The sequence below is a fragment of the Mesorhizobium sp. WSM4844 genome, from assembly GCF_055811775.1.
Map to the genome: position 1 here is coordinate 1 of NZ_JBVVQB010000024.1, position 22,522 is coordinate 22,522.

25 protein-coding genes and 1 pseudogene are annotated in these 22,522 nt (G+C 63.8%); 14 read left to right on the top strand and 12 right to left on the bottom strand.

Features of this window, described 5'->3' with window-relative positions; genetic code table 11:
- Nucleotides 1-330: 330 nt before the first annotated feature.
- Entirely contained in the window at nucleotides 331-1,581 is a 1,251-nt protein-coding gene (locus tag AC0L2A_RS19305) for an RNA polymerase sigma factor (protein ID WP_473610133.1), read from the bottom strand.
- Complete coding sequence (locus AC0L2A_RS19310; protein WP_027155901.1) at nucleotides 1,581-1,934, bottom strand: YciI family protein; 354 nt, start codon at nucleotides 1,932-1,934, stop codon at nucleotides 1,581-1,583. Before AC0L2A_RS19310 ends, AC0L2A_RS19305 begins: the two co-directional genes overlap by 1 nt.
- Nucleotides 1,935-2,176: 242 nt before the next feature.
- On the opposite strand from AC0L2A_RS19310, the gene AC0L2A_RS19315 reads away from it, so the two are divergent.
- The 3 genes from AC0L2A_RS19315 (at nucleotide 2,177) to AC0L2A_RS19325 (ending at nucleotide 5,762) form a co-directional block, all read left to right on the top strand.
- Nucleotides 2,177-3,136, top strand: a complete 960-nt coding sequence (locus AC0L2A_RS19315) for a TAXI family TRAP transporter solute-binding subunit (protein ID WP_473610134.1) — start codon at nucleotides 2,177-2,179, stop codon at nucleotides 3,134-3,136.
- 164 nt (nucleotides 3,137-3,300) lie between these two features.
- Complete coding sequence (locus tag AC0L2A_RS19320) at nucleotides 3,301-5,403, top strand: TRAP transporter permease (protein ID WP_473610136.1); 2,103 nt, start codon at nucleotides 3,301-3,303, stop codon at nucleotides 5,401-5,403.
- Entirely contained in the window at nucleotides 5,400-5,762 is a 363-nt protein-coding gene (locus tag AC0L2A_RS19325) for a DUF1850 domain-containing protein (protein ID WP_031255764.1), read from the top strand. The genes AC0L2A_RS19320 and AC0L2A_RS19325 overlap by 4 nt, the downstream gene beginning before the upstream one ends.
- Before the next feature lie 115 nt (nucleotides 5,763-5,877).
- Here AC0L2A_RS19325 and AC0L2A_RS19330 read toward each other — a convergent pair whose 3' ends face one another.
- Nucleotides 5,878-6,873, bottom strand: a complete 996-nt coding sequence (locus AC0L2A_RS19330; RefSeq protein WP_473610137.1) for a nucleoside recognition domain-containing protein — start codon at nucleotides 6,871-6,873, stop codon at nucleotides 5,878-5,880.
- A 117-nt stretch (nucleotides 6,874-6,990) separates the two neighbouring features.
- On the opposite strand from AC0L2A_RS19330, the gene AC0L2A_RS19335 reads away from it, so the two are divergent.
- The gene (locus AC0L2A_RS19335; protein WP_473610138.1) at nucleotides 6,991-7,443 is read left to right on the top strand and encodes an Lrp/AsnC family transcriptional regulator; all 453 of its coding nucleotides are present in this window, start codon (nucleotides 6,991-6,993) and stop codon (nucleotides 7,441-7,443) included.
- A 263-nt stretch (nucleotides 7,444-7,706) separates the two neighbouring features.
- Here the strand turns inward: AC0L2A_RS19335 and AC0L2A_RS19340 are convergent, their stop codons facing one another.
- Nucleotides 7,707-7,853: a hypothetical protein gene (locus AC0L2A_RS19340; protein ID WP_023801394.1), complete on the bottom strand. Its 147-nt coding sequence runs from the start codon at nucleotides 7,851-7,853 to the stop codon at nucleotides 7,707-7,709.
- A 418-nt stretch (nucleotides 7,854-8,271) separates the two neighbouring features.
- Here AC0L2A_RS19340 and AC0L2A_RS19345 point away from each other — a divergent pair, with 418 nt between their 5' ends.
- A complete protein-coding gene (locus tag AC0L2A_RS19345) occupies nucleotides 8,272-8,778 on the top strand; it encodes a YciE/YciF ferroxidase family protein (RefSeq protein ID WP_473610139.1) in 507 nt (168 codons plus the stop codon).
- 43 nt (nucleotides 8,779-8,821) lie between these two features.
- Nucleotides 8,822-9,860 (top strand): annotated as a pseudogene (ligD, locus tag AC0L2A_RS19350) (DNA ligase D); the annotation flags it as partial.
- An 8-nt stretch (nucleotides 9,861-9,868) separates the two neighbouring features.
- Here the strand turns inward: ligD and AC0L2A_RS19355 are convergent.
- Nucleotides 9,869-10,543 (bottom strand): ArsR/SmtB family transcription factor, encoded by a 675-nt coding sequence (locus tag AC0L2A_RS19355; RefSeq protein WP_473610141.1) that lies wholly within the window; start codon nucleotides 10,541-10,543, stop codon nucleotides 9,869-9,871.
- Between the two features lie 68 nt (nucleotides 10,544-10,611).
- Here AC0L2A_RS19355 and AC0L2A_RS19360 point away from each other — a divergent pair, with 68 nt between their 5' ends.
- The 3 genes from AC0L2A_RS19360 (at nucleotide 10,612) to AC0L2A_RS19370 (ending at nucleotide 11,609) form a co-directional block, all read left to right on the top strand.
- Entirely contained in the window at nucleotides 10,612-10,839 is a 228-nt protein-coding gene (locus tag AC0L2A_RS19360) for a DUF1127 domain-containing protein (protein ID WP_473610142.1), read from the top strand.
- Between the two features lie 96 nt (nucleotides 10,840-10,935).
- The gene (locus AC0L2A_RS19365) at nucleotides 10,936-11,268 is read left to right on the top strand and encodes an NIPSNAP family protein (protein ID WP_027154736.1); all 333 of its coding nucleotides are present in this window, start codon (nucleotides 10,936-10,938) and stop codon (nucleotides 11,266-11,268) included.
- The gene (locus AC0L2A_RS19370) at nucleotides 11,265-11,609 is read left to right on the top strand and encodes an antibiotic biosynthesis monooxygenase family protein (protein ID WP_473610144.1); all 345 of its coding nucleotides are present in this window, start codon (nucleotides 11,265-11,267) and stop codon (nucleotides 11,607-11,609) included. The genes AC0L2A_RS19365 and AC0L2A_RS19370 overlap by 4 nt, the downstream gene beginning before the upstream one ends.
- A 51-nt stretch (nucleotides 11,610-11,660) precedes the next feature.
- Here the strand turns inward: AC0L2A_RS19370 and mbfA are convergent, their stop codons facing one another.
- Nucleotides 11,661-12,644 carry an iron exporter MbfA gene (gene mbfA, locus AC0L2A_RS19375; RefSeq protein WP_027154734.1) on the bottom strand — a complete coding sequence of 328 codons (984 nt, stop codon included), beginning with the start codon at nucleotides 12,642-12,644 and terminating at the stop codon, nucleotides 11,661-11,663.
- 171 nt (nucleotides 12,645-12,815) lie between these two features.
- On the opposite strand from mbfA, the gene AC0L2A_RS19380 reads away from it, so the two are divergent.
- From AC0L2A_RS19380 to AC0L2A_RS19390, 3 genes are all read left to right on the top strand, one after another.
- Nucleotides 12,816-13,139: a hypothetical protein gene (locus AC0L2A_RS19380; protein ID WP_023801401.1), complete on the top strand. Its 324-nt coding sequence runs from the start codon at nucleotides 12,816-12,818 to the stop codon at nucleotides 13,137-13,139.
- 127 nt (nucleotides 13,140-13,266) lie between these two features.
- A complete protein-coding gene (locus AC0L2A_RS19385) occupies nucleotides 13,267-14,244 on the top strand; it encodes a threonine/serine dehydratase (protein ID WP_473610145.1) in 978 nt (325 codons plus the stop codon).
- A 42-nt stretch (nucleotides 14,245-14,286) separates the two neighbouring features.
- Nucleotides 14,287-14,940 carry a glutathione S-transferase family protein gene (locus AC0L2A_RS19390; RefSeq protein WP_473610146.1) on the top strand — a complete coding sequence of 218 codons (654 nt, stop codon included), beginning with the start codon at nucleotides 14,287-14,289 and terminating at the stop codon, nucleotides 14,938-14,940.
- A gap of 78 nt (nucleotides 14,941-15,018) precedes the next feature.
- Here the strand turns inward: AC0L2A_RS19390 and AC0L2A_RS19395 are convergent, their stop codons facing one another.
- Genes AC0L2A_RS19395 through AC0L2A_RS19410 form a run of 4 tightly spaced genes read right to left on the bottom strand, consistent with a single transcriptional unit; the run spans nucleotide 15,019 to nucleotide 18,775 of the window.
- Nucleotides 15,019-16,155 carry an ABC transporter permease gene (locus AC0L2A_RS19395; RefSeq protein ID WP_473610208.1) on the bottom strand — a complete coding sequence of 379 codons (1,137 nt, stop codon included), beginning with the start codon at nucleotides 16,153-16,155 and terminating at the stop codon, nucleotides 15,019-15,021.
- An 8-nt stretch (nucleotides 16,156-16,163) separates the two neighbouring features.
- On the bottom strand, nucleotides 16,164-17,084 hold the full coding sequence (locus tag AC0L2A_RS19400; RefSeq protein ID WP_091591967.1) for an ABC transporter ATP-binding protein: 921 nt from the start codon (nucleotides 17,082-17,084) through the stop codon (nucleotides 16,164-16,166).
- The gene (locus tag AC0L2A_RS19405; protein WP_023801406.1) at nucleotides 17,081-18,034 is read right to left on the bottom strand and encodes an HlyD family secretion protein; all 954 of its coding nucleotides are present in this window, start codon (nucleotides 18,032-18,034) and stop codon (nucleotides 17,081-17,083) included. The genes AC0L2A_RS19400 and AC0L2A_RS19405 overlap by 4 nt, the downstream gene beginning before the upstream one ends.
- A gap of 3 nt (nucleotides 18,035-18,037) precedes the next feature.
- Complete coding sequence (locus AC0L2A_RS19410) at nucleotides 18,038-18,775, bottom strand: CerR family C-terminal domain-containing protein (protein WP_473610148.1); 738 nt, start codon at nucleotides 18,773-18,775, stop codon at nucleotides 18,038-18,040.
- 104 nt (nucleotides 18,776-18,879) lie between these two features.
- Here AC0L2A_RS19410 and AC0L2A_RS19415 point away from each other — a divergent pair, with 104 nt between their 5' ends.
- Nucleotides 18,880-19,353, top strand: a complete 474-nt coding sequence (locus AC0L2A_RS19415) for a CYTH domain-containing protein (protein ID WP_473514376.1) — start codon at nucleotides 18,880-18,882, stop codon at nucleotides 19,351-19,353.
- The gene (locus AC0L2A_RS19420; RefSeq protein WP_473610149.1) at nucleotides 19,350-20,297 is read left to right on the top strand and encodes a CHAD domain-containing protein; all 948 of its coding nucleotides are present in this window, start codon (nucleotides 19,350-19,352) and stop codon (nucleotides 20,295-20,297) included. Before AC0L2A_RS19415 ends, AC0L2A_RS19420 begins: the two co-directional genes overlap by 4 nt.
- Nucleotides 20,298-20,342: 45 nt before the next feature.
- Here AC0L2A_RS19420 and AC0L2A_RS19425 read toward each other — a convergent pair whose 3' ends face one another.
- Both AC0L2A_RS19425 and AC0L2A_RS19430 read right to left on the bottom strand, forming a co-directional pair.
- Nucleotides 20,343-22,064, bottom strand: a complete 1,722-nt coding sequence (locus AC0L2A_RS19425; protein ID WP_473610150.1) for a SulP family inorganic anion transporter — start codon at nucleotides 22,062-22,064, stop codon at nucleotides 20,343-20,345.
- A gap of 122 nt (nucleotides 22,065-22,186) precedes the next feature.
- A complete protein-coding gene (locus AC0L2A_RS19430; protein ID WP_023801411.1) occupies nucleotides 22,187-22,456 on the bottom strand; it encodes a helix-turn-helix domain-containing protein in 270 nt (89 codons plus the stop codon).
- Between the last annotated feature and the right edge of the window lie 66 nt (nucleotides 22,457-22,522).

Below are 22,522 nucleotides of genomic sequence, written 5' to 3' on the forward strand. Positions count from 1 at the left end.
ATTTGTGCCGGCCTGCGGTTGCGGTTTCCTGCGCTTCCGTAGCGCCCGCTAATTGTCGAAGCCGGCGCCGCCCCTCACCTGCCTGCCGGCATCCTCTCCCCGTAAACGGGGCGAGGGGGCGCTCTCATTGACGGGTTCGCCAATCGCCAGCGTTGCAGAAAAAAGTGCCGACACCGCGACCAGCCTCTTTCTCCCCGTTTACGGGGAGAAATGCCCGGTCCACCCTCCGCAGCTGCTGCGGAGGACGGGCAGGGCAATGAGGGGCGGCGCCAGCGGCCGGCCTTAGATCCCAAACATCGGATCACGTCTGACCCCGGCCTTTCCCGCACCTCATTCTTCGGCTGCGAGCCCAGCCCGTCGTGCCTGCAGGAACCGGCGCACGGCCGGGTCGCGTTCGAGGCCGATCGCCCGGTCATAGGCCTCAGTAGCCTCCCGAGTTTTGCCGAGCCTGGCCAGAAGGCCCGCGCGGGCGGCCCAATAAGGCTGATAATCATGCAGCCGCTTGTCTCCACCAAGCTCATCAAGTGCACTTAATCCCGCCGCGGCGCCGTCGGCCTCGGCAATGGCCACCGCGCGGTTGATCGAGACCACCGGCGAGGCGGCAATCACCGACAGCGCGTCGTAGAGATGTCTGATCGCGACCCAGTCGGTCCGCCCGGTCAGCCGCCTGGTCGTATGGGCGGATTGCACGGCCGCCTCGAGCTGGTAGCGGCCGACGACGCCCTTGGTCGCGGCGCGCCTGAGCAGTGTCTCAGCTTCGTCGATCAAGGCGCCGTCCCACAGCGCAAGCTCCTGCTCGGCCAGTGGCACATAGTCCCCGGCGGCGTTGCGCCGCGCCGCACGCCGCGCTTCGGCAAACAGCATCAGCGCCAGCAGGCCAAGCGCTTCCGGCTCATCCGGCATCAGCGAGGCTACCAGCCGGCCGAGCCAGATGCCTTCGGTCGCGAGATTGCGGCGGCGGGTTTCGGTGCCGGCCGGGTCGGACCAGCCTTCGGCGAACGCGGCGTAGATCGCTTCCAGCACCGCATCCAGCCGCTCGCCGAGTTCGGTTCTTGCAGGCACCCGGAACGGAATGCCGGTTTCGCGGATGCGGCTTTTGGCGCGCACCAGGCGCTGGCCCATCGTTGCCGGCGACACCAGGAAGGCCGAGGCGATCGTCGCTGCGTCGAAGCCCAGAATGGCCTGCAGGATCAGCGGCGCACGCACGCCAGCCTCGATCGCCGGATGGGCACAGGCAAACATCAGCCGCAGCCGCTCATCGGGCAGGTCTTCATCGATCATGCGGGCCTCCATCTCCTCGGCGATCAGCCTGAGATGGTCGCGGCTCGCCTCGCTGGTCAGCCGCCGCCGGATCGCGTCGACGCGGCGTCTGCACGCCACCGCCAGCAGCCAGGCTTCCGGCTTCTGCGGCACGCCGGTTTGCGGCCAGCGCTCCAGCGCCGCCGCAAAGGCGTCGGCCAGCGCGTCCTCGGCGCCGGCCACGTCGCGCGTGCGGGCGGCGAGGAAGGCGATGAGCTTGCCGTAGCTTTGCCGGGCGGCCGCTTCCGCCGCCGCCCGGGCGACCTCAAGGTCATTCGTCATCACATGGTTTGTTCCCAGATCGGCCGCACCTCGACTGTGCCGGTGCTGGCAGCTGGGCATCGCGCCGCCCAGGCAATAGCCGCGTCGGCGTCCTCCGCCTCGATCATGTAGAAACCGGCGAGCTGCTCCTTGGTATCGGCATAGGGACCGTCGAGCACATTGGTCTTGCCGTTGGCCATCCGCACCGAGGTCGCGGCTTGGGTCGGCTTCAGCCGGTCACCGGCCAACCAGGAGCCGGACTTCTTCAACGCCTCGGTATAGGCGCCATAGGCTGCGCTGATCTCGTAGGTCTTCTCCGTCGGCGCGGCCGCCATCGCGGCTTCGTTCACGTAGATCAAAAGCATGTATCGCATGGTCTTCTCCATTTTCGAAGGCCGCATCGTTGCGAGCCGAACGTATGTCGCGCGGCCTCGCGCGATTTCGACAGGCTCTGCGAAAATCTTTCGGCTCCGATCGCACATCGCGCAAGCGGCCATGCGTTGCGGCATCACCCAGCCGTTCGTCTAATGGATATTATTGCGGGTTGGCATTTCCCGCCCGCTGTCTAAACTCGCCTCGGGTCGCGCGGTGGCAGATATTTCAGGGAGGAGATCACATGCACAATTTCAGGACGAAATTAATTGCTGCCGGCGCGCTGGCGCTGTCGCTGGGCCTTGGCGCGGTGCCGGCCAAGGCGCAGGAATTCATCAACGTGCTGACCGGCGGCACCTCGGGCGTCTATTATCCGCTCGGCGTCGCACTGTCGGAAATCTACGGCAAGGGCATTGAGGGCGCCCGCACCCAGGTGCAGGCGACGAAGGCCTCGGTCGAGAACCTCAACCTGTTGCAGCAGGGCAAGGGCGAGATCGCCTTCGCGCTCGGCGATGCCGTCAAACTGGCCGCCGAGGGCAACACCGAAGCCGGCTTCCCGGGCAAGCTCGACAAGCTGCGCGGCATCGCCGCCATCTATCCCAACTACATCCAGATCGTTGCCAGCAAGGAGTCCGGCATCAAGACGCTTGCCGACCTCAAGGGCAAGAGCCTGTCGGTCGGCGCGCCGGCCTCCGGCACCGAGCTCAACGCCCGCGCCATCTTCGCCGCCGCCGGGCTGAAATACGAGGATCTCGGACGGGTCGAGTATCTGCCCTTCGCCGAATCGGTCGAGCTGATCAAGAACCGCCAGCTCGACGCCACGCTGCAATCGGCCGGCCTCGGCGTCGCCTCGATCCGCGATCTCGCCACGTCGGTGCCGATCAACGTCGTCGCCGTACCGGCGCAGGACGTCGCCAAGATCGGCTCGCCCTACCTTTCGGTGACCATTCCCAAGGGCACCTATGAAGGCCAGACCGAGGACGTTGCGACCGCCGCCGTCGGCAATTTCCTCATCACCCACGCCGACGTCTCCGACGAGACCGGCTATCAGATGACCAAGCTGCTGTTCGAAAATCTCGACCAGCTCACCGCTGCCCACGCCGCCGCCAAGGCGATCGACATGGCCAAGGCGCTCGACGGCATGCCGGTGCCGCTGCATCCTGGCGCCGAGCGGTATTACAAGGAAAAGGGATTGGTGAAATAGGGCCGCTCCCTCCCCCTTGAGGGGAGGGTGCCGAGCGAAGCGAGGCGGGTGGGGTCGGTTCAGGCCGCGCACTGCCGCAACGACCCCACCCCGTCCATCCGCCTTCGGCGGCTGTCCACCCTCCCCTCAAGGGGGAGGGATTGCGCCCCGCCAGGAACCCGCCAATGACCAACGCCCATCCCGAAACGCCGACCGTTCTCTCCCCCACCGCCGAAGCCCCGCTCGAAGGGCTGCCGCCGGGTTTCGGCGCCGGCATCGCCGGCAAGGCCGCCTTTCTCATCGCCATCGCCTTCTCCATCTTCCAGATCTACATCGCCGCCTATGGCAGCCTGCCGAGCCAGGTGGTGCGCGCCATGCATGTCGGCTTCTTGCTGCTGCTCGGCTTCGGCCTGATCGCCAATCTGCGCGCCACAAGCACACCGGCAAAAGCAGCATTCTGGACGCTCGGCCTGCTCGGCTTTGGCACCGGCGTCTACCATTGGGTGTTCTATGCCGATCTCATCCGGCGCTCCGGCTTCCTCACCACGCCGGACCTGATCGTCGGCACGGTGCTGGTCGTGCTGGTCTTCGAGGCTGCGCGGCGGCTGATGGGGCTGCCGCTTGCCCTGATCGCCTTGATCTTTCTCGCCTACGCTTTCTTCGGCAATCATCTGCCGCCGCCTTTCATCCATCGCGGCTATGATTTCGCCCAGCTTATCGACACCTTCGCCTTTGGCACCGAAGGCATCTACGGCACGCCGGTCTACGTCTCGGCCGCCTATATCTTCATCTTCGTCGTCTTCGCCGCCTTTCTCGAACGCGCCGGCATGATCGCACTGTTCAACGATTTCGCGCTTGGCCTGGTCGGCACATGGCGCGGCGGCCCGGCCCAGGTCTGCGTCCTGTCGTCGGCGCTGATGGGCACCATTTCCGGCTCCGGCGTCGCCAATGTGGTGGCCAGCGGCCAGTTCACCATCCCGCTGATGAAGCGCTTCGGCTTCCGTTCGGCTTTCGCCGGCGCGGTCGAGGCGACCTCGTCGATGGGCGGCCAGATCATGCCGCCGGTGATGGGCGCGGTCGCCTTCATCATGGCCGAGACGCTGAACATCCCCTATGCCGAGGTGGTCAAGGCAGCGATCATCCCGGCGCTCCTCTATTTCGGTGCCTGCTTCTGGCAGGTCTACCTGGAAGCCGGCAAGGCCGGCCTGCAGGGCATGGCCAAGGCGGACCTGCCCAATCCGTGGCACGCGGTGAGAAGACATTGGCCGCTGGTGCTGCCGCTGGCCGCGCTCATCTATCTGCTGTTTGCCGGCTATACGCCGATCTTCGCCGGCACCATGGGGCTGGCGCTGACCATCGTGCTCATCCTCGGCACGCCGCTGGCGGCTTTGATCGGGCCGCTTGCCTTCCGCATTGTCTTTTGGCTGGCGCTGGGGCTTGCCGCCGCCTCCTTCATGAGGTTCGGCGTCAACATCCTCAGTTTTGTCATCGCCGGGCTCGTCATCGCCTGCATCACCTTCAGGGGCGGACGCGAGACGCTGCAGATATGCATAGATTCGCTAGCCGAGGGAGCAAAGAACGCGCTGCCGGTCGGCATCGCCTGCGCCATCGTCGGCGTCGTCATCGGCACCTTGACGCTCACCGGCATCGCCTCCACCTTCATCGGCTGGATAATCTCCATCGGCGAGAACAATCTGTTCCTGTCGCTGGTGCTGACCATGCTCACCTGCCTGGTGCTCGGCATGGGCATACCGACGATCCCCAACTACATCATCACCTCGTCGCTGGCCGGGCCGGCACTGCTGTCACTCGGCGTGCCGCTGGTGGTCAGCCACATGTTCGTCTTCTATTTCGGCATTATGGCCGACCTCACTCCGCCGGTGGCGCTGGCCGCCTTCGCCGCCGCGCCGATGGCCAAGGAAAGCGGCCTCAAGATCGGCATCCAGGCCACCAAGCTTGCCGTCGCCGGCTTCGTCGTGCCGTTCATGGCGGTTTATACCCCGGCGCTGATGCTGCAGGACCCTGGTCCGATCGCCGCCCAGTTCGGTTATCCCGTCGAGGTCGCCTATATCGTCGCCAAGGCCTGCATGGGCATTGCCCTGTGGGGCGCAGCCGCCGTCGGGTTCCTGGCCCGGCGCATGGCCTGGTGGGAACGTCTCGTCGCCTTCGCCGCCGGCGTGCTGCTGGTTGCCGCGCTGCCTGTCACCGACGAAGCCGGCTGGGCGCTCTCTGTCGCCTGGATCGGCTGGCACTGCTGGCGGGCGCGGCAGGCCACCGGCACCGCATGAGCCTCTGTATCCTCGCAGCCGGCAAGACGGTGACGCTCACTGTCGCCGCCTTCACGCTCGCCTGGACGCATTCGGTGGAAAAGACGCATTGGCAGGAGGACTGGAAGGTGACGCCTTCCGGCTTGGAGATCGCCGAGGCACGGATCAAGGGCTCGGGCGCCGGCATGGAACCGCCGGAAGGCTCGGTGCTGCGGGACGGTTGGTGGGTCTATAAACCCAAGATGGCGCCGCAGCGGCGCCTTGTGCTCGCGGCCTCCGGCGCGACCGGTGAAGGCTGGACGCTGTGCACGGTTCAGGGCTGCCGCGAACTGGGCAAGGCGGCAGGCGACACGACGGTGCTGGAGCTGTGCGAAGGTTAGTACCAGCCGCGGTAGCGGACGGTCGGCAAGCGGGTGCGGAACCTCGTCCTCCGGGGCGTTGTCGGATGTCGAGTTCCGGGCACAGCCACATAAGCGGACCAAAGACGCTCCATCGTTAGCCGCCAAAACCGGATTCCGACTGAGCGAGCCGACTTTCTTCCTTGCGGAACAATGCTTTGAAAAACAGAATGTCGGAAGCCGAACTGATAGCCCGGGCGATCAACGCGGTTGCGAGCACGGCAAAGATCAGGCGAACGAAAAACACACTGGTGAAGTCTGCACCCAGAGCGATGACAACCAGTGTGTCCTCTATGAGACTGTGGGCAAAGCCCATGAACACGCAAGCGAGGAAGATCTGGCGCGGCTCTACGCTGGTCGTGCGCGCCTCGCGGATCAGCAGTCCCGCGCCATAGGAAATTCCAAGAAGCAGACCGACCGCGGTGAACGGCACCGCTTGAGACTGGATGCCGGCAAGGCGAAAGAGTGGCGCAAGCCCCTTGTTCAGCCAACCCAGGATGCCCGACATCTTGAGGAGCTCGATCAGCCAGCTTAGTGCGAGGAGAATGACGAGCATGGTTGCCAGGGTTTTGAGCATGCCTGGAAAAAAAATGCTCCAGTCAGCGCCCTCGTCCATTGGTATCCACGCCGGCTTCAGCGGCTCGGATAGCAATCCGGTTGCTGCGAATATCTGGTGCAGGAGCATGGCAAGGATCAGTCCGCCGCCAATGCGAAGCGCCGCAGTGACCATGAAGCTTGGCCCAACCTTCTGAATGATGCGTTGCTCAATCGGAATGGCATGCGCAAACAGCAAAAGGGTTGAAAGAACGGTCATGTCGGCAGTGCTCAACGTCGAAACCGGGGCCAGAGTGAACACGGTCACCACCGCGCCCCAAATTCCCACCAGCAATCCTGTCAGCCAGGCAAGAGCGAGCTCGGGCGGCAGTCCAACCAGCGTCATGAGAGGCGCGAAGAACGGAGAGATCGCCCGGATGACACCAAGATCCTGCAGGATCTGTGTGGCTATCGTGACCGGAACGATAATGCGAACCAATTCCCAATAGATTTCAAGCGTTTCCAGCGTCTTTCGATAGAGGGCGGCCTGCACTGCCATGGCGATTGTCTCCGTGATTTACGCCAAATGACTACCGTGAGACGGTTCGCATTTGTGGTCAAAATCTGCGGACTTATGCAATAAAATTGCAGACCGGGTAGACGACGGAGGACCGCAATGGACCGGATCGACAGGAAGCTTCTCAAACTGTTGCAAGAAGACGCTTCGCGCACCAATGCCGACCTGGCGGCGGAGGTCGGGCTTTCGCCCTCCAGCTGCTTGCGCCGCATACGGCGGCTCAAGTCAGTCGGTGTCATCGACCGCGTTGTCGCGCTACTTGATCCAGCCAAGGCCGGCAGGGGAATGAAGGCTATCGTCACGGTCGAGCTGGAGCGCCACGGCGAGCAGCACATGCGCCGCTTCCTCGAGCTTGCCGCCATGGAACCGGTGGTGATCCAGGCCTACAGCGTGAGCGGCTCGACCGACGCTGTCCTTATGCTGCGTCTGATGGATATGGACGAGTTCGACACTTTGTGCGAGCGGCTGTTCCGAAATCGGACGAACGTGGCGCGGTATTACACCATGTTTGTCATTCGAACCGCCAAGGAGACGACCGCAATCCCGCTCTAGCTTTTCGGAGGCAACTTGGCGGAAGGGATCTTGCAGCTACTGGGCGGTCACGCGAGTCCCGGCTGCCTGGTGTCAAACGGCACTTAGCTTGCCGGCGGCGAGATCTAAGCCCCAGAATCTCAAAATTCTGGAAACTCAGACCCTTGGCGTTGTCGCACGCCGCCTGTCGGCGAGCCCAGGACGTTCCGTGCGATATGTGGTCGCACGATGATCGGCGGCCGGCCTGCAGATCCGGCTATCGTGACGGCTTTCCATGGTCGTCATCAGTGCGCGCTGATGCCGAGCGTGTGGCCGCGGCGTGCGCAAGCGGGGCCTGGGCCGCGCATGTAATAGCGCTCCGGCCGGTAGGTCGGCGCGACGAATTCGCGGATGGCGGCAGCGTAGCCGATGAGGTGCGTCAAGAAGTTCATTTTCCCTGTCCCTGTCCCGATTTCGGATGTCCCTTCCGAATTGCGTGGGATCATAGCGTCGAGGCGTGAATACTCGGTGAACACGATGTTAATCTTTGGTCAAAAAGGCCTTGGTTCGTGGCTGGAATGCGGCTGATTCGGGGTCTTTCCATGCAGTTCGTCGGCATTCCGGCTAGTGTGACTTTTGCATCACACATGTTTCGTTTGGATGTCGCTCCGACGCGCTTGTGTTTCAACTTGGCCGGTGCCGCGAAATTTCCGTGCTTGCGCAAATTTCTCGGATTACTCGGGGAAGCCAGGAACCCGTCCGATAGAAGCACGTTGACGCTGAGAGCCGGGACCAACCCCGGCCCAGCGGCTTCCGAGCGGAACCGCCGCCGGAACCCCCAACACAGCAAGAACAATGGAAAGGAAAGCCATGGGTTTCTTTTCGAAAGACATCAAGACGCTGGACGACCTCTTCGTCCACACGCTGCGCGACATCTATTACGCCGAGAAACAGATCGAGAAGTCGCTGCCGAAGATGATCGACAAGGCGACCGACCCGCAGCTGAAAGCCGGCCTGGAGAAGCATCTCGGCCAGACCAAAGGTCATATCGAGCGGGTCGAGAAGGTGTTCGAACTGCATGGCGTGAAGGCCAAGACGGTCAACTGTCCGGCCATCGACGGCATTCTCGAGGAAGCCGATGAAGTCAGCGGCGACATCGGCGACAAGGACGTTCTCGACGCCGCCCTGATCGCATCCGCGCAGGCGGTCGAGCACTACGAGATAACCCGTTACGGCACGTTGATCGCCTGGGCCAAGCAGCTTGGCCGCACCGACTGCGCCAATGTCCTGGCCAACAACATCAAGGAAGAACAGGCGACCGACCGCAAGCTCACCGAGATTGCGGAAGCCAAGGTCAACCTTCAGGCCGCCGAGTAGACTCTCGATCGAGGCAACGCCGGACAGCCGGCTTTGCCTCACTTTCCGTAGCTGGACGTCGACCGTACAATGGGCCACGCTCGTTCCAGGGATTGCGCGAGGACAAACCGGCGGAGGAAGTCGTGCAGGAAAAGCCGAAAGCACCCGCTGGCAGGGCCGACAGCAAGGCAAAGCCTGCCAGCGGCAAGGGCGAGACATCCGCCGCTGTCAAATCCACGGGGGCGGCAGACACCGTCATAAAACTTTCTCATCCGGACAAGCTTCTGTGGCCGCAGGAGAAGGTATCGAAACAGGGCCTGCTCGATCATTACGCTTTGGTCTGGCCGCGCATGCACCAATTCGTCGTCAATCGGCCGCTCAGCCTGGTGCGCGCGCCGGACGGCGTCGACGGCCAACGCTTTTTTCAGAAGCATGCCTCCGCGGGCATGCATGAAAAAATCGCCCGGATGAAGGATCCGACCGACGGCGAGGAGATATTGTTCATCCGTGATTTCGACGGTGTCGCTGCCTTGGTCCAGCTCGGCGTGGTCGAGATCCATATCTGGGGCTGCACCATCGACGAACTGGACAAGCCGGACCAGATCACCTTCGATCTCGATCCCGACGAAGAAGTCGACGTGAAAGCGGTGCGCGCGGCGGCGCTCGAGATTCACGGCCGGCTCGATGCGCAGTCGTTGCCGAATTTCGTCAAGACCTCGGGCGGCAAGGGCTACCATGTCGTGGTGCCGCTGAAACCGTCGGCGGACTGGGACGAGGCGAAGGACTTCGCCCATGATTTCGCCCGCGCCCTCGAGCAGGCCGCCCCTGATCGGTATACGGCGACGCTGTCGAAGAAGGCGCGCACCGGCAAGATCTTCGTCGACTATCTGCGCAACGGCCGCGGCTCGACCACGGTGGCGCCCTATTCGTCGCGCGCCAAGAAGGGCGCCACGGTATCGATGCCGGCGACCTGGGCGGAAATTGAAGCCGGATTGGCGCCGAACGCCTTTCCGATCGGCGACAAGACGACGCTGAAACAGTTGGCGAAAGCCGATCCCTGGGTGGATTTTTTCAAGCAGGGCAAGCCGCTCAAGCGAGGCTGATCAGTTTCTCAGTCGAGAAACACCCTCTCGAACGCCTGCTTGCCCATCGGCGAGAAGATCACCGCGCGGCTGTCTTTGTCGCGCCGCGCCCATTTTTCCAAAAGGATCTTGTCGAGGATGGCAGCGCCCAGCGTGCCGGCCAGATGCGAGCGCCGCACGCTCCAGTCGAGGCAAGCCCGGCACACCGGTCGTCGCGCCTTGCTCACGACATCGATGCCGATCGCGGCGAAATGCGAGGCGGCCGACGGCCCGAGCCGGATCTCCTTGTCGTCGCGCAGCAGCACTTGTCGAGCGACTAGACGGTCCAGCATCGCCACGGCCTGCTCGCCGGCGAGGTGGTCGTAGCAGACCCGCGCCACGCGCATCGCCGCATCACGCGGACCCGGCCGCACCCGCTGCGGCCCGACCGCAGCGGCGACGCCGGTGATCGCCTCGATCATGCCAGCCACCTGCGGTCCGGCGAGCCCGTAGTAGCGATGCCGCCCCTGGCTTGCCAGCGTCAGCAGCCCGCCCTCCATCAGTTTCGACAGATGCGAGCTGGCGGTCGGCAGCGACACGCCGGCCTCGAGCGCCAGTTCGCTCGCTGTCAGCGCCGTGCCACCCATCAGCGCGGTCAGCATGTTTGCCCGCGCCGGATCGCCGACCAGGCTGGCGATGCGGGCTATGTCTGGTCCTTCACGCATAGTTCGTCCTTCATCGAAGCATTGACGTCAGATAACCACTATCCTGCGCCGAGATCAAGGAGACGACGATGACCGCAAGAACCGTTCCCCCCACCGTGCCTGTCAGCCGCCTCGGCTGTCGGCCGTCTCCGTTCATGATCTTGCGCCGGGTGCATCTGCGGCTGCTGGCGCGGTGGTATGACCGCCATCTGCAACGCCTCGACCTCGCCGAGATTGACGAGCATCTTTTGCGCGATCTTGGCCTGACGCCACAAGACGTTCGCCGCGAATGCGCGAAATCCTTCTGGCGAGCATGACCACCGGAGAAATTGCCTAGCACATCGATCCACGGAATATTTCGACACCGCTCGAACTGTCGCCGCAACAAATCAGAGTCAGCAAGGAGACAAAAGATGACCATCACCTGCTTCATCCGCTACGAGATCGATCCGTTCGGCAAGGCGGCGTTCGAGGAGTATGCCCGCAACTGGGGCCAGGCGATCCCGCGCTGTGGCGCCGATCTGATCGGCTATTTCGCGCCGCATGAGGGCTCGGCCACGACAGCCTATGCCGCCTACAACATCGACAGCCTGGCGGCTTACGAAGCCTACCGTATCAGGCTCGCCGCCGACCCGGCCGGCAAGGCCAATTACGAGTTCGCCCGGCGTGAAAAATTCATCCTGAAAGAGGATCGGACTTTTTTGAAACTCGCATCCGGGCCGCATGCCTCTTTGGTGAAACTGTGATCGCCGTCATCTTCGAGGTCGAGCCGGCAGCGGGCAAGCGCGACGCCTATCTCGGCCTCGCCGCCGACCTGCGCCCGCTGCTCGACGGCATCGACGGCTTTCTGTCGATCGAGCGCTTTCAGAGCCTTGTCGACCCGAGCCGCATGCTGTCGCTGTCGTTCTGGCGTGACGAGGAAGCGGTGAAAGCCTGGCGCAACACGGAGGAACATAGGCAGGCGCAGAGGGCCGGCCGTGGCGGCATCTTTGCCGACTACCGTCTGCGCATCGCCCACGTCGTGCGCGACTATGGCCTGACCGAACGGGCCGAGGCGCCTGAGGACAGCCGGGCGGCGAACGGGTGAATGGGGCGGCTCTTCCTTCTCCCACAACAAAGGGAGAAGGCAAGAGGGCTGCTAGGCATTCCCGATCAGCACTCCAGCCGCAAACACCAGCGCGCCGCCCAGCACCACCTGGAAGGTGGCGCGCCAGAACGGCGTCTGCATATAACGGTTCTGCACAAAGGCGATCGCCCACAGTTCGAAGAACACCACCACGACCGCGAGAATTGTCGCGGTCCAGAAATACGGAATGAGGTAGGGCAAGGCGTGACCGAGGCCACCCAGCGCCGTCATCACGCCTGTGGTGATGCCGCGTTTCACCGGCGAGCCGCGGCCCGACAGCTTGCCGTCATCGGAGGCGACCTCGGTGAAGCCCATCGAGATGCCGGCGCCGATCGAGGCGGCAAGCCCGACCAGGAAGGTCTGGAATGTGTCGTGCGTGGCGAACGCGGCGGCGAAGATCGGCGCCAGCGTCGACACCGATCCGTCCATCAGCCCGGCCAGTCCCGGCTGCACATAGGTCAGGATGAACTGGCGCTGCTCGGCTGCTGCTTCCTCGGCCTTCACCGCGCCCGGCACATGCTTTTGCTCCAGCCGCTGCGCCAGCGTCTCGTGGCCCTGTTCGGCCACCGCCAGATTATCGAGCAGCTTTCGCGTCGAGGCGTCGCTGGTGCGTTTCGCCGCTTCGACATAGAACAGGTAGGCCTGACGCTCCATAGACTCGGCCTGTTGGCGCACATGTTCGATGCCGAGCGGCCGGACCAGCCAGTCGGGCTTGCGCTCGTAATAGCCCTTCACATGCTCGCGCCGGATCAGCGGAATGCGCTCGCCAAAACGCTCGCGGTGAAGCTCGATCAGCGAATCGCGATGGCCGTCCTCCTCCTCCGCCATTTCCTCGAACACTTTGGCCGAATGCGGAAACCTATCCGCCAGCCCGTCGGCATAGGCGCGGTAGATACGCCCGTCATCCTCTTCGGAAGAGATGGCGAGCGCCAGGATCTCTTGCTCCGAGAGCGACTCGAAGGGACGGCGACCAAAACCGAAAACACGGGAAAGCATGAGAAATCCGCCCTAGTTTAGAATAGTTCTAAACTAGGGTTTGGTGCACCGTTGGTCAATCGCTTGTAGCCGAGTTCAAATTTATGGTTGCGGGAATCCTCCGCCATCGCCCTTCATTATTGGCGAATGTTCACCTATATGATAGGCTTAAGCCAAGAGAAAGGAATCCGGATGCCGGCAAAACAGCCCACCCATGCCTTTGACCCGAAACCCGTTCTCGACCTGATCGCCAGCATCGAGGCCGATCTGCAGCGCCTGAAGGGCCTGGTCGAGCAGCAGGTCGAGAAATTCGACCCGGCCAATCCGCACAACAAGGCCCCCGACGGCAAGCTGACCGAGGAGGGCGTCGAATGCTGCTACCGCCTGTTCGATGAGGGCAAGTCGCGCTATTCGGTTGCCCAGCAGATGAAGATATCCTTCGCCGCCGCCACCCATCGCTTCAACACCTGGCGCAAGATGGGCGGCGCCAAACGGCAACGGACGCTTTTGGGGTGAGGAACGGTCGGCGAGGAGCGCCACTCTCTGCTCGCAATCCACGAATTGTCTCGGTCACATTTTTCCAGTGGTGCGCGGCCTGGTTTTCCGTGCACCATGGGCGATCTTACTCCCGCAGGACCTCACCATGACCACCCCTCCTGGCATCGCCGATATCCACCGCGCAGCAACGCGATTGTCCGGCCTGATCGTCGAAACGCCGCTGATCGAATCACCGGAACTGAACAAACGTTTCGACGCCAGGATCCTGTTCAAGCCGGAGACGCTGCAGCGCACCGGCTCGTTCAAGTTCCGCGGCGCCTACAACAAACTGTCGTCGCTGAGCGATGAGCAGCGCAGCCGCGGCGTCGTCGCCTTCTCGTCGGGCAACCACGCGCAAGGCGTCGCCGCGTCGGCGGCGATGTTCGGCGTCAAGGCGGTTATCGCCATGCCCACCGATGCGCCGGCAATGAAGGTCGGCAATGTCCGGAAAATGGGCGCCGAGGTGGTTCCGTTCGACCGGTTTCGCGACGATCGCATGGCGGTGGTTCGCCCCTACATGGAACGGGGCATGGTCCTGGTTCCGCCTTTCGACGACCCGGCCATCATCGCCGGCCAGGGAACGATCGGCCTCGAACTGATGGCGCAGGCAAAAGCACTCGGGGTGAGCCTCGACGCGGTCGTCATCCCCTGCGGCGGCGGCGGCCTGAGCAGCGGCATCTCCGTCGCGGTCAAGGACGCCTCGCCGGGCACCGCCGTCTGGGCGGTGGAACCCGAGCATTTCGACGACACCTGTCGTTCATTGGCCAGAGGTGCCCGGGTTTCGATCGAACCCGGCCACACTTCGATCTGCGACGCGCTCCTCACCGCCGAGCCGGGCGCGATCACCTTCGAGATCAACCGCAGGAATCTCGCCGGCGGCATTGCCGTGTCCGACAGAGCGGCGGCACAGGCGATGCGCGACGCCATGGCCCATCTCAAGCTGGTGGTCGAGCCCGGCGGCTGCGTCGGGCTGGCCGCGCTGTCATCGGGCGAGATCGAGCTATCAGGCAAATGCGTCGCCGTGGTGCTGTCCGGCGGCAATGTCGATTTCGGCACCTATGCGGAGATCATGGCCGCGGCTTAGGTGGCGACCGAACCGGCACCATTCAAAAAAGGCTGACACGAAATGAAACTGCTCTTCAGCCGCAATCCCAATCCTCGCCTCGCGGTCGCCGTGGCACGCTATCTCGACGCGAAGCTCGACTTTGAGTTCGCATCGCCCTTCGCTCCCGGGCAGGCTGAGCGATATCGCCAGCTAAATCCCAATCTTTCATTGCCGATACTCGTAGGCTCGGGAAACAGCCTCTGGGAGGCTGACGCCATAGCCTGCCGGCTTTCACGCGACGCGCATTCGGATCTCTGGCGCACCGGCGACGACGAACCCGAGATGATCCGATGGCTCAGTTGGGGTAAAGAGAACTTCGCAAGAGCTTGCGACGTCGTGCATTTCGAACGCGGGACCAAGCAGCGCTATGGGATTGGCCCGATCGATCAGCACCGGGTTGAGGAGGGGCTGAGAGACTTTCGCACGGCCGCTGCAACACTTGAGAACGCGCTTTCCGAGCGAGACTGGCTGGTCGAAAACTCGGTCTCCTATGCCGACTTTCGCATGGCGACGTTTCTGCCTTTCAACGATGTCGCCAGATTGCCGCTCGACGATTATCCTTCGGTCAGTCGCTGGTATCGCCAGCCTGAAGAGATCGACGCCTGGCGCGATCCCTTCCAGGGACTGGATGCGCCTGAATTGCCGCCGGTCCCGGATCAGGCCAGACACGCATAAAATCTCGATCCGAATGGTCATGCATCCAAGGTGACACCTCGGCCATTTGCGTAAGCTGCTTGAGTTGGATCCTAATTCCTAATCCAGCGTCCGACGGAACCGCACGAGCGCCACGCCGGCAAACAGCGCCACGAACACGACCAGCCAGCCTATTTCGGTTGCGACCGCCGGCAGGTCGGCGCCCTTCAGCATCACCGCGCGGATGATGCGCAGGAAATGCGTCAGCGGCAGGATCTCGCCGAAGATCTGCGCCCAGCCAGGCATGCCGCGATAGGGGAACATGAAGCCCGACAACAGGATCGACGGCAGGAAGAAGAAGAAGGTGAGCTGCAGTGCCTGCATCTGCGTGCGCGCCATCGTCGAGATGGTGTAGCCGAGCAGCACCAGCGCCAGCACGAAGACCAGAACCGCCGCAAGCAGCAGCGACAACGACCCGGAGAAGGGAACCCCAAACAGCAGCTTGGCCGCCGCCAGCACCACCGCCACTTGCACGGCGCCGACCACCAGATAGGGCAGCACCTTGCCGAGCATGATTTCGAGCGGGCTGGACGGCATCGCCAGAAGGTTTTCCATCGTGCCGCGCTCGGTCTCGCGCGTCAGTGCGATCGAGGTCATCATTACCATCGTCATCTGCAGGATGACGCCGAGCAGGCCGGGCACGATGTTGTATTGCGAGATGCCTTCCGGATTGTAGCGTCGGTGCACCACCACTTCGAGCTGGCCTCGGGCAGCTTCGGCGGCCGTCTCCTGCATGCCGCGCGCCCTGAGCAGCGCCTGGTTGGCAACGGTGCCGAGCGTCGAAATGGCCCCGCTGGCGACTGCCGGGTCGGTCGCATCAGCCTCGATCAGGATTTGCGGCTGGTCGCCGCGCTCGACTCGCCGGGCAAAGTCGGCGGGAATGGTGACGACAAAGGCGACGTCGCCACGCGCCATCAGGAATTCCGCCTCGGCGGCATTTTGCGCGACATGGTCGAAGCGGTAGTAGCCGGTGGTCTGCAGCGCCGAAACCATGGCTCGCGTATAGGGATCGCTGTTCATCGCCACCAGGGCTGCCGGCAGGCTCTTTGGATCGTTGTTGATGGCATAGCCAAACAGCACCAGCTGCATCAGCGGCACGCCCAGCATCATGGCAAAGGTGATGCGGTCGCGCCGCATCTGGATGAACTCCTTGATCAGCAGCGCGCCGAGCCTGGCGAAGGAAAAGACGCTGTTTATCCCGTTTTTCATCCCATATTGTCCTTCGAGCCGGACATGAACTGGATGAACACATCCTCCAGGCTGGTCTCGCCCGGCGTCACCGTGACGCCCTTGTGGTCTTTCTCGACATCGGCGAGGGCGGCCTGAAGCGCCGTCTTGTCGGAGCCGACGACGTGCAGCGTCGCGCCAAACGGCGCCACCTGGTCGACACCGGACCGGCCGCTGAGTGCGGCAGCGACCTGGTCGAGGCGCGGACCCTGCACAACGAAGGTCGTCAGCCCGGCATTCCTGACCACCTCGTCGACCGTGCCGGTGGCCAGCATCCTGCCGTAGGAGATGTAGCCGATGCGATGGCAGCGCTCGGCCTCGTCCATATAGTGGGTGGAGACCAGCACGGTCAGCCCGCCGCTGGCCAGCCGATGGATCTCGTCCCAGAATTCACGCCGCGCCTTCGGATCGACGCCCGCCGTCGGCTCGTCGAGCAGCAGCAATCTGGGCTTGTGCATGATGCAGGCGGCCAGCGCCAGCCGCTGCTTCCAGCCACCGGACAGCGTGCCGGCCAACTGGTCCTTGCGCGAGGTGAGGCCAAGATCCTCCAGCGTCCTGGCGACATGCTCATTGAGCGGCTTCAACCCATAGAGCCGCGCTACGAATTCCAGGTTTTCGGCGATGGTCAAATCCTCGTAGAACGAGAATTTCTGGGTCATATAGCCGACTTCGCGCTTGATCCTCAGACTGTCGGTGCGGATGTCGAAGCCGAGCACCGTGCCTTCGCCCTCATCCGGCGTCAGCAGGCCGCACATGATGCGGATGGTCGTCGTCTTGCCAGAGCCGTTGGGGCCGAGGAAGCCGACGATCTCGCCCTCGGCCACCGTCATCGTCACATGGTCGACGACGGTCTTGTCACCAAAACGCTTGACCAGGCCGTGGACGTCGATGACGTTCATTTGCCGATATCCGCCAGTTCGACATCAACGATCTGCCCCGGTTGCAGCGCGCCGGCATCGCCCTCCGGCCGCGCCTCGACCAGATAGACCAGCTTCTGCCGGGTCTCGAGCGAGTAGATCACCGGCGGCGTGAATTCCGGGTCCGGCGACACGTAGCTGACGCGAGCCTTCACGTCCGGCCCGCAGCCGTCGCAATGGACGTTGAGCAGCGTGCCGACTTCCACCGACGAAAACGCGCTCTCCGGCACATAGACGCTGAGCTTCACGGCGCCGTCCGGCAGAATCGAAATGACCGGCGCGGTCGGCCCGGCGGTGTCGCCGGGATAGCGGATCACATCGTTGATGCGGCCGGGCGAAGGCGCCGCCAGCACACGCTTCGACAGCCGCCAGCGCGCCTGCTCCAGCGCCGATTGCGCCTGCCTGACCTGATTGTCGGCGGCCTTGATCGTCTCGGGCCGCGCCGGCAGGCCTCCGACAGCGAGATTGGCTTCCGCCTGGCCGAGCTGCGCGTTGGCAGTTTCCAGCGACGCCGAAGCCGTATCATAATCGGCCTGGGTGCCGGTGCCGCGTTTGAACAAATCGCTGGCGCGGGTGTATCTGCGTTTGGCGTCGGCGGCTTGCGCCTTGGCCATGTCGACCTGCGCCTTGAGCACCTCAATCTCTTCCGGACGCTTGCCGACCTGCAGGTCGGCAAGTTGCGCCTGGGCCTGGGCAAGGGCCGCCTCGGCTTGCGCGACGGCTATTTTTGCGTCGGCGCTTTCCAGCGTCACCACTGGCGTGCCCGGCGCGACGCGATCGCCGCGCTTGACCGAAATCGTCTCGACCTGCGCCACCTCGATCGGCGCGAGCAGCACATAGTCGCCCTCGACATAGCCGACGGCGAGCGGCGCCGCCGGTGCGCAGGTGCTGAAAAGCAGGGCGGCGAGCGGCACAGAGCAGAGGAAACTCATGATCTACGATCCTTCCGGTCGGTTAAAATGACGCCGAGCCAAAATCGCGCCGAGATTATCCGTCACTGCCGCCGCGATCTTGGTGGCCTCGGCGTCGCCGATCGCGCGCCAGCCCATGCGGCGCATCACCGCCTCGCGGCCGATGCGGAAATAGACGACCTGGCCGATCAGCGTGAACACGGTGAGTCGGGTTGCCTCGCTTTCGGCCGGCTCGCCCGTCGCCTGCTCCCAGATCAGGCAGAGCCGGCGATGCGTCGGCTCGAATACGCCGTCATAGATGCGGTCGAGTGCCGCCGTCGGATGCGACAGCTCACGCAGGACAAACTGCACGATCTCGCCGGCCTCCGGCCTTGCCACGATGAAAGCCACCATCCGCTCCAGCGCGGTGAACAGTTGTGCCCGCGCCGCTTCGGGGTCGCCCGCTTCGGGGTCGCCCGTTTCTGGTTCGTCCGTTTCTGAATCGCTTGGCCCCTGCAGATTGCCGATCGCCTGGCCGGCAATGGTCTGGATGGTGTCGACGATATAGTCGGCCGCAGCGGTGCGAAGCCCTTCCTTGCCGCCGAAATGATAGGCGATCGAGCCGATATTGGCCCTGGCCTCAGCCGCGATCTCGCGCGTCGAGGTGCCGTCAAAACCCTGGCGTCCGAACAGCTTCAGCGCTGCTCGAACAAGTGCCGCGCGCGTCATCTCGGCGGGGGATGCCTCGCGGCGCGGAATTTTGGCGTTTGTCGGTTTGCTCATGATCCGCAATTTAATCAATCGAATGATTAAAGTCAAGCCTTGCCGATCTCCACCTGTCGATCTCCACCTTGCCATCCCATCCGCACGCGCTTTAGTGTGGAGCCATGGTCAAGGAAATCGAGCGCAAGTTCCTGGTCTCCGGCGATGGCTGGCGGGATCTGGTCGAAGCGGACATCCGCATTCGCCAGTTCTATCTCGTTGCCGCGCCCGACCGCTCGGTCCGCGTGCGTATCAGCGACGGCGCCTCGGCAAAGCTGACGCTCAAATTCGGCAGCAAGGCCCGCGAACGCGACGAATTCGAATATCCGATCCCTCTGGCGGATGCGGAAGAGATGCTGGCCTTCGCCATCGGTCGTGTCATCGAGAAGACACGCCACCATGTTAGGCATCGCGGCCATCTCTATGAAGTCGATGTCTTCGGCGGGATGCTCAGCGGTCTGGTGGTCGCCGAGCTTGAGACGCCGCAGGACGTGCAGGGCGAAATGCTGCCAGATTGGCTCGGCCGCGAAGTCACCGGCGAGCACAGGTTCTACAACGCGTCGCTCGCCCTCGAGGGGATTCCGGAGATCGCCGCATGAGCTATCGCATCGATCCGCGCCTGCCGTTGACCGGCGAGGTCAGGCGCATCCTCGCTGAGGAGATCGGCAAGGCGCTCGTCCATCTGGACGCGGCGCATGACAGGCCGGAGCAGGCGCTGCACAAATGCCGCAGGCGGCTGAAGAAGGTGCGTGCCTTGCTGCGCCTGGTCCGTCCCGGAGACGAAACATTTTGCAGTACCGAGAACCAATGCTACCGAGAGGTGGCTGCCCTCCTTGCCGGCCCGCGCGAGGCGACCGCGCTGGTTGAAACCATCGACCGGCTGGCAAAAAACTTTCCCGAGCAAAGCGCCGGCGGCGGTCTCGATGCCGTTCGCGACACGCTGGCGGCGCGCCAGCACCAATTGCATGGTGGAGTTGGCCTCGGCGCCGCGATAGCTGCCGCGACTGCAGCTTGCGAGGATGGCATCAGCCGCATCGATACTCTGGTCTTGCCCGACCAGCCCGAACAGGCCGCCGACGTGCTTGCCGAAGGCGCCCGCATCACTCTGCGTCGCGCCAGAAAGGCGCTGGACAAGGCGGGCTCCCGCGGTGATGCCGACGATTTCCACGATCTGCGCAAGGCGGCAAAGACTCACGGCATGCATCTGTCGCTGCTTGGAAGGCTGTGGCCGACGCCGATCAAGGCACGGCGCAAGGCGGTCGACGAACTTGGCGAAAAGCTGGGCGAACTGCATGATGTGTTCGTCTTGCGCACGCTTCTCGAGGCCCACGACCGGCCGCTCGGCTCTCCTCAGGAAACGCGACTGCTGAGCAAGCTGTTGAAGCGCTCGGAGAAAAGCCTGAAAAAGACCTGTCTTGCGGCGGCAGCCGATCTGTTCGGCGACAGGCCCAGGCGCTCGACAAAAAAACTCGCGCGCAAGGCGCGCACCGATCTGGCCGCCGCGCCGCACGAAGACGCCAGCGCGCCCGGCGCCGCTGCCTGACGCGGTGCTTGCGTCCGTCCGACATCGCTGACGATGAGGAGAGGGTTAGACCTCTCCCGGCGCGGCATTCTTCAACTGCGCTCGCGCGTCCCTGATCGAGGCGGCGTATGTCACCAGCGGCCGTTTGACGCCGTGGTTGATCAGCATGCGGCGTGTCTGCGGCGAAGCGCCTGATATGATGAAGCGCACGCCGGCGCGCCTCGCCTTGTGGGCAGCGCTCTCGATGACGTTGGCCGCCGTTGAATCGAAGAATGGCACGGCCGAGCAGTCGAGGATGAAGTTCTTGCGCTGGTCGGCGATGCGGTCCAGCACCGTGGCGACGGTCGAGGCGGCGCCGAAGAAGAAGGCGCCGGAAATCCGGTAGACGACGGTGTCGGCATCGCTGGCTTCGCTGGAATCGTATGCGCTGGCGGCGCCGGTTCTGTCGGCGACATCGTCCTGCACCAGTCCCTGATCCGGCTCAACCGCAATGCTCTTGGCCATGCGGTCGATGAACAGGATCGAGCCCAGCGCGAAGCCGACGACGATGCCTTCGGTGAGATCACGGAAGATGACGATCAGGAAAGTCGCCATCAGCACCAGCGCGTCGCCGCGCGAGGCACGCAGCAGCGTGGCAAAGGCCTGCTTCTCGAACATGTTCCAGCACACCACCGCCAGCACGCCGGCAAGGGCTGCAAGCGGGATGTAGCTGGCCAGCGGCGCCGCCACCAGCATCAGGGCAAGCAGGAGGGCCGAGTGGATCATGCCCGAGACCGGTCCATGCGCGCCGGCCCGCACATTGGTCGCGGTGCGGGCTATGGTGCCGGTGGTGCAGATGCCGCCGAACAGGGCGGACACGATGTTGGCGAAGCCTTGCGCCACGAGTTCGCAGTTGGAGCGGTGCCGCCTTCCTGTCATGCCGTCGGCGACCACCGCCGACAGCAGCGATTCGATCGCGCCGAGCAGCGCAAAGGCTAGGGCGTCCGGCAGGACGTCGATCATCCTGTCGAAGCTGATCGGCGGAAAGGCCGGCATTTGCAGGCTGCGCGGGATACCGCCGAAGCGCGTGCCGATCGTTTCGGCAGGCAGAGAAAACAGCGCCACGACAAGCGACGCCAGACCGATGGCGATCAGCATGGCGGGCCATTTCGGCCGCCACCGTTTCATCAGGGCAATGGCGACGATGGTCAGCAGAGCGACGAAGGTGGCGGCGAGATTGATCGTGCCGGCCGCCTCGCCGATCGCCATCAGCTTCGGCACCAGCGGTCCAGGTTCTTTGCCGGCGAGTTTTAGCCCGAACAGCTCGACGATCTGGCCGGAGAAGATGATGATGGCGATGCCGGCGGTGAAGCCGACGGTCACCGGATAAGGAATGAATTTGATGTAGGTGCCAAGCCTGAGGTAGCCGATGACGAGCAGCAAGACGCCGGCCATCATCGTCGCCAGCAGCAACCCGTCGACGCCGACCCGTGCCACGGTTGCCGCCATCAGCACGATAAAGGCGCCCGCCGGCCCGCCGATCTGGAAACGGCTGCCGCCCAGAGCCGAGACGAGGAAACCGCCAATGATGGAAGTGTAGAGCCCGCGCTCCGGAGACACACCCGATGCGATCGCGATCGCCATCGACAGCGGCAGCGCCACGATGGCCACGGTCAGTCCGGCGATGGCATCGGCCTTGAAGTGCTCTGATGTGTAGCCTTCGCGCAGCACCGTCGCCAGCTTCGGCGTGAACAGTTCGGAAAATGTCGGCTGCGCCGGTTGATGAATTGCCCGCTGGGTTCGATGCATGGACTGCCTTCCGCTCCTGATGCATGCCGCCAAAAAGTGCACAGCGGCCACGCATAAAACCAAGCAGGCGGCGGGATCGTCGGCAGGACTGTCGGCGGTCGCCGTCGCGACTCTATTTCGGCTCAGCCTGGCGGGTTCTGCGGCACGACCGGCTTGAGGCGCACCCCCCTGCCGCCGCGCTCGCTGGCCTGGTTCTCGCCGATCAGCTCCACGCCGGCCCGGTCGAGGGCCTGGATGACCTTCATCAGCGTATCGACCACGCCCCTGACCACGCCGTCGCTCGCTTCCATGCGCTGAATGGTTGGAAGCGAAACCCCGGCGCGCTCGGCGAGCGTCTTCTGATCGATGCCGGCCAGAGCCCTTGCGGCGCGCATCTGCGCGGCAGTGATCATCGGCTAAAAACCCCCGTCTGAGTCTGCATTCCATGTATAATACCATCATTGTGATGGTTCAAGCAT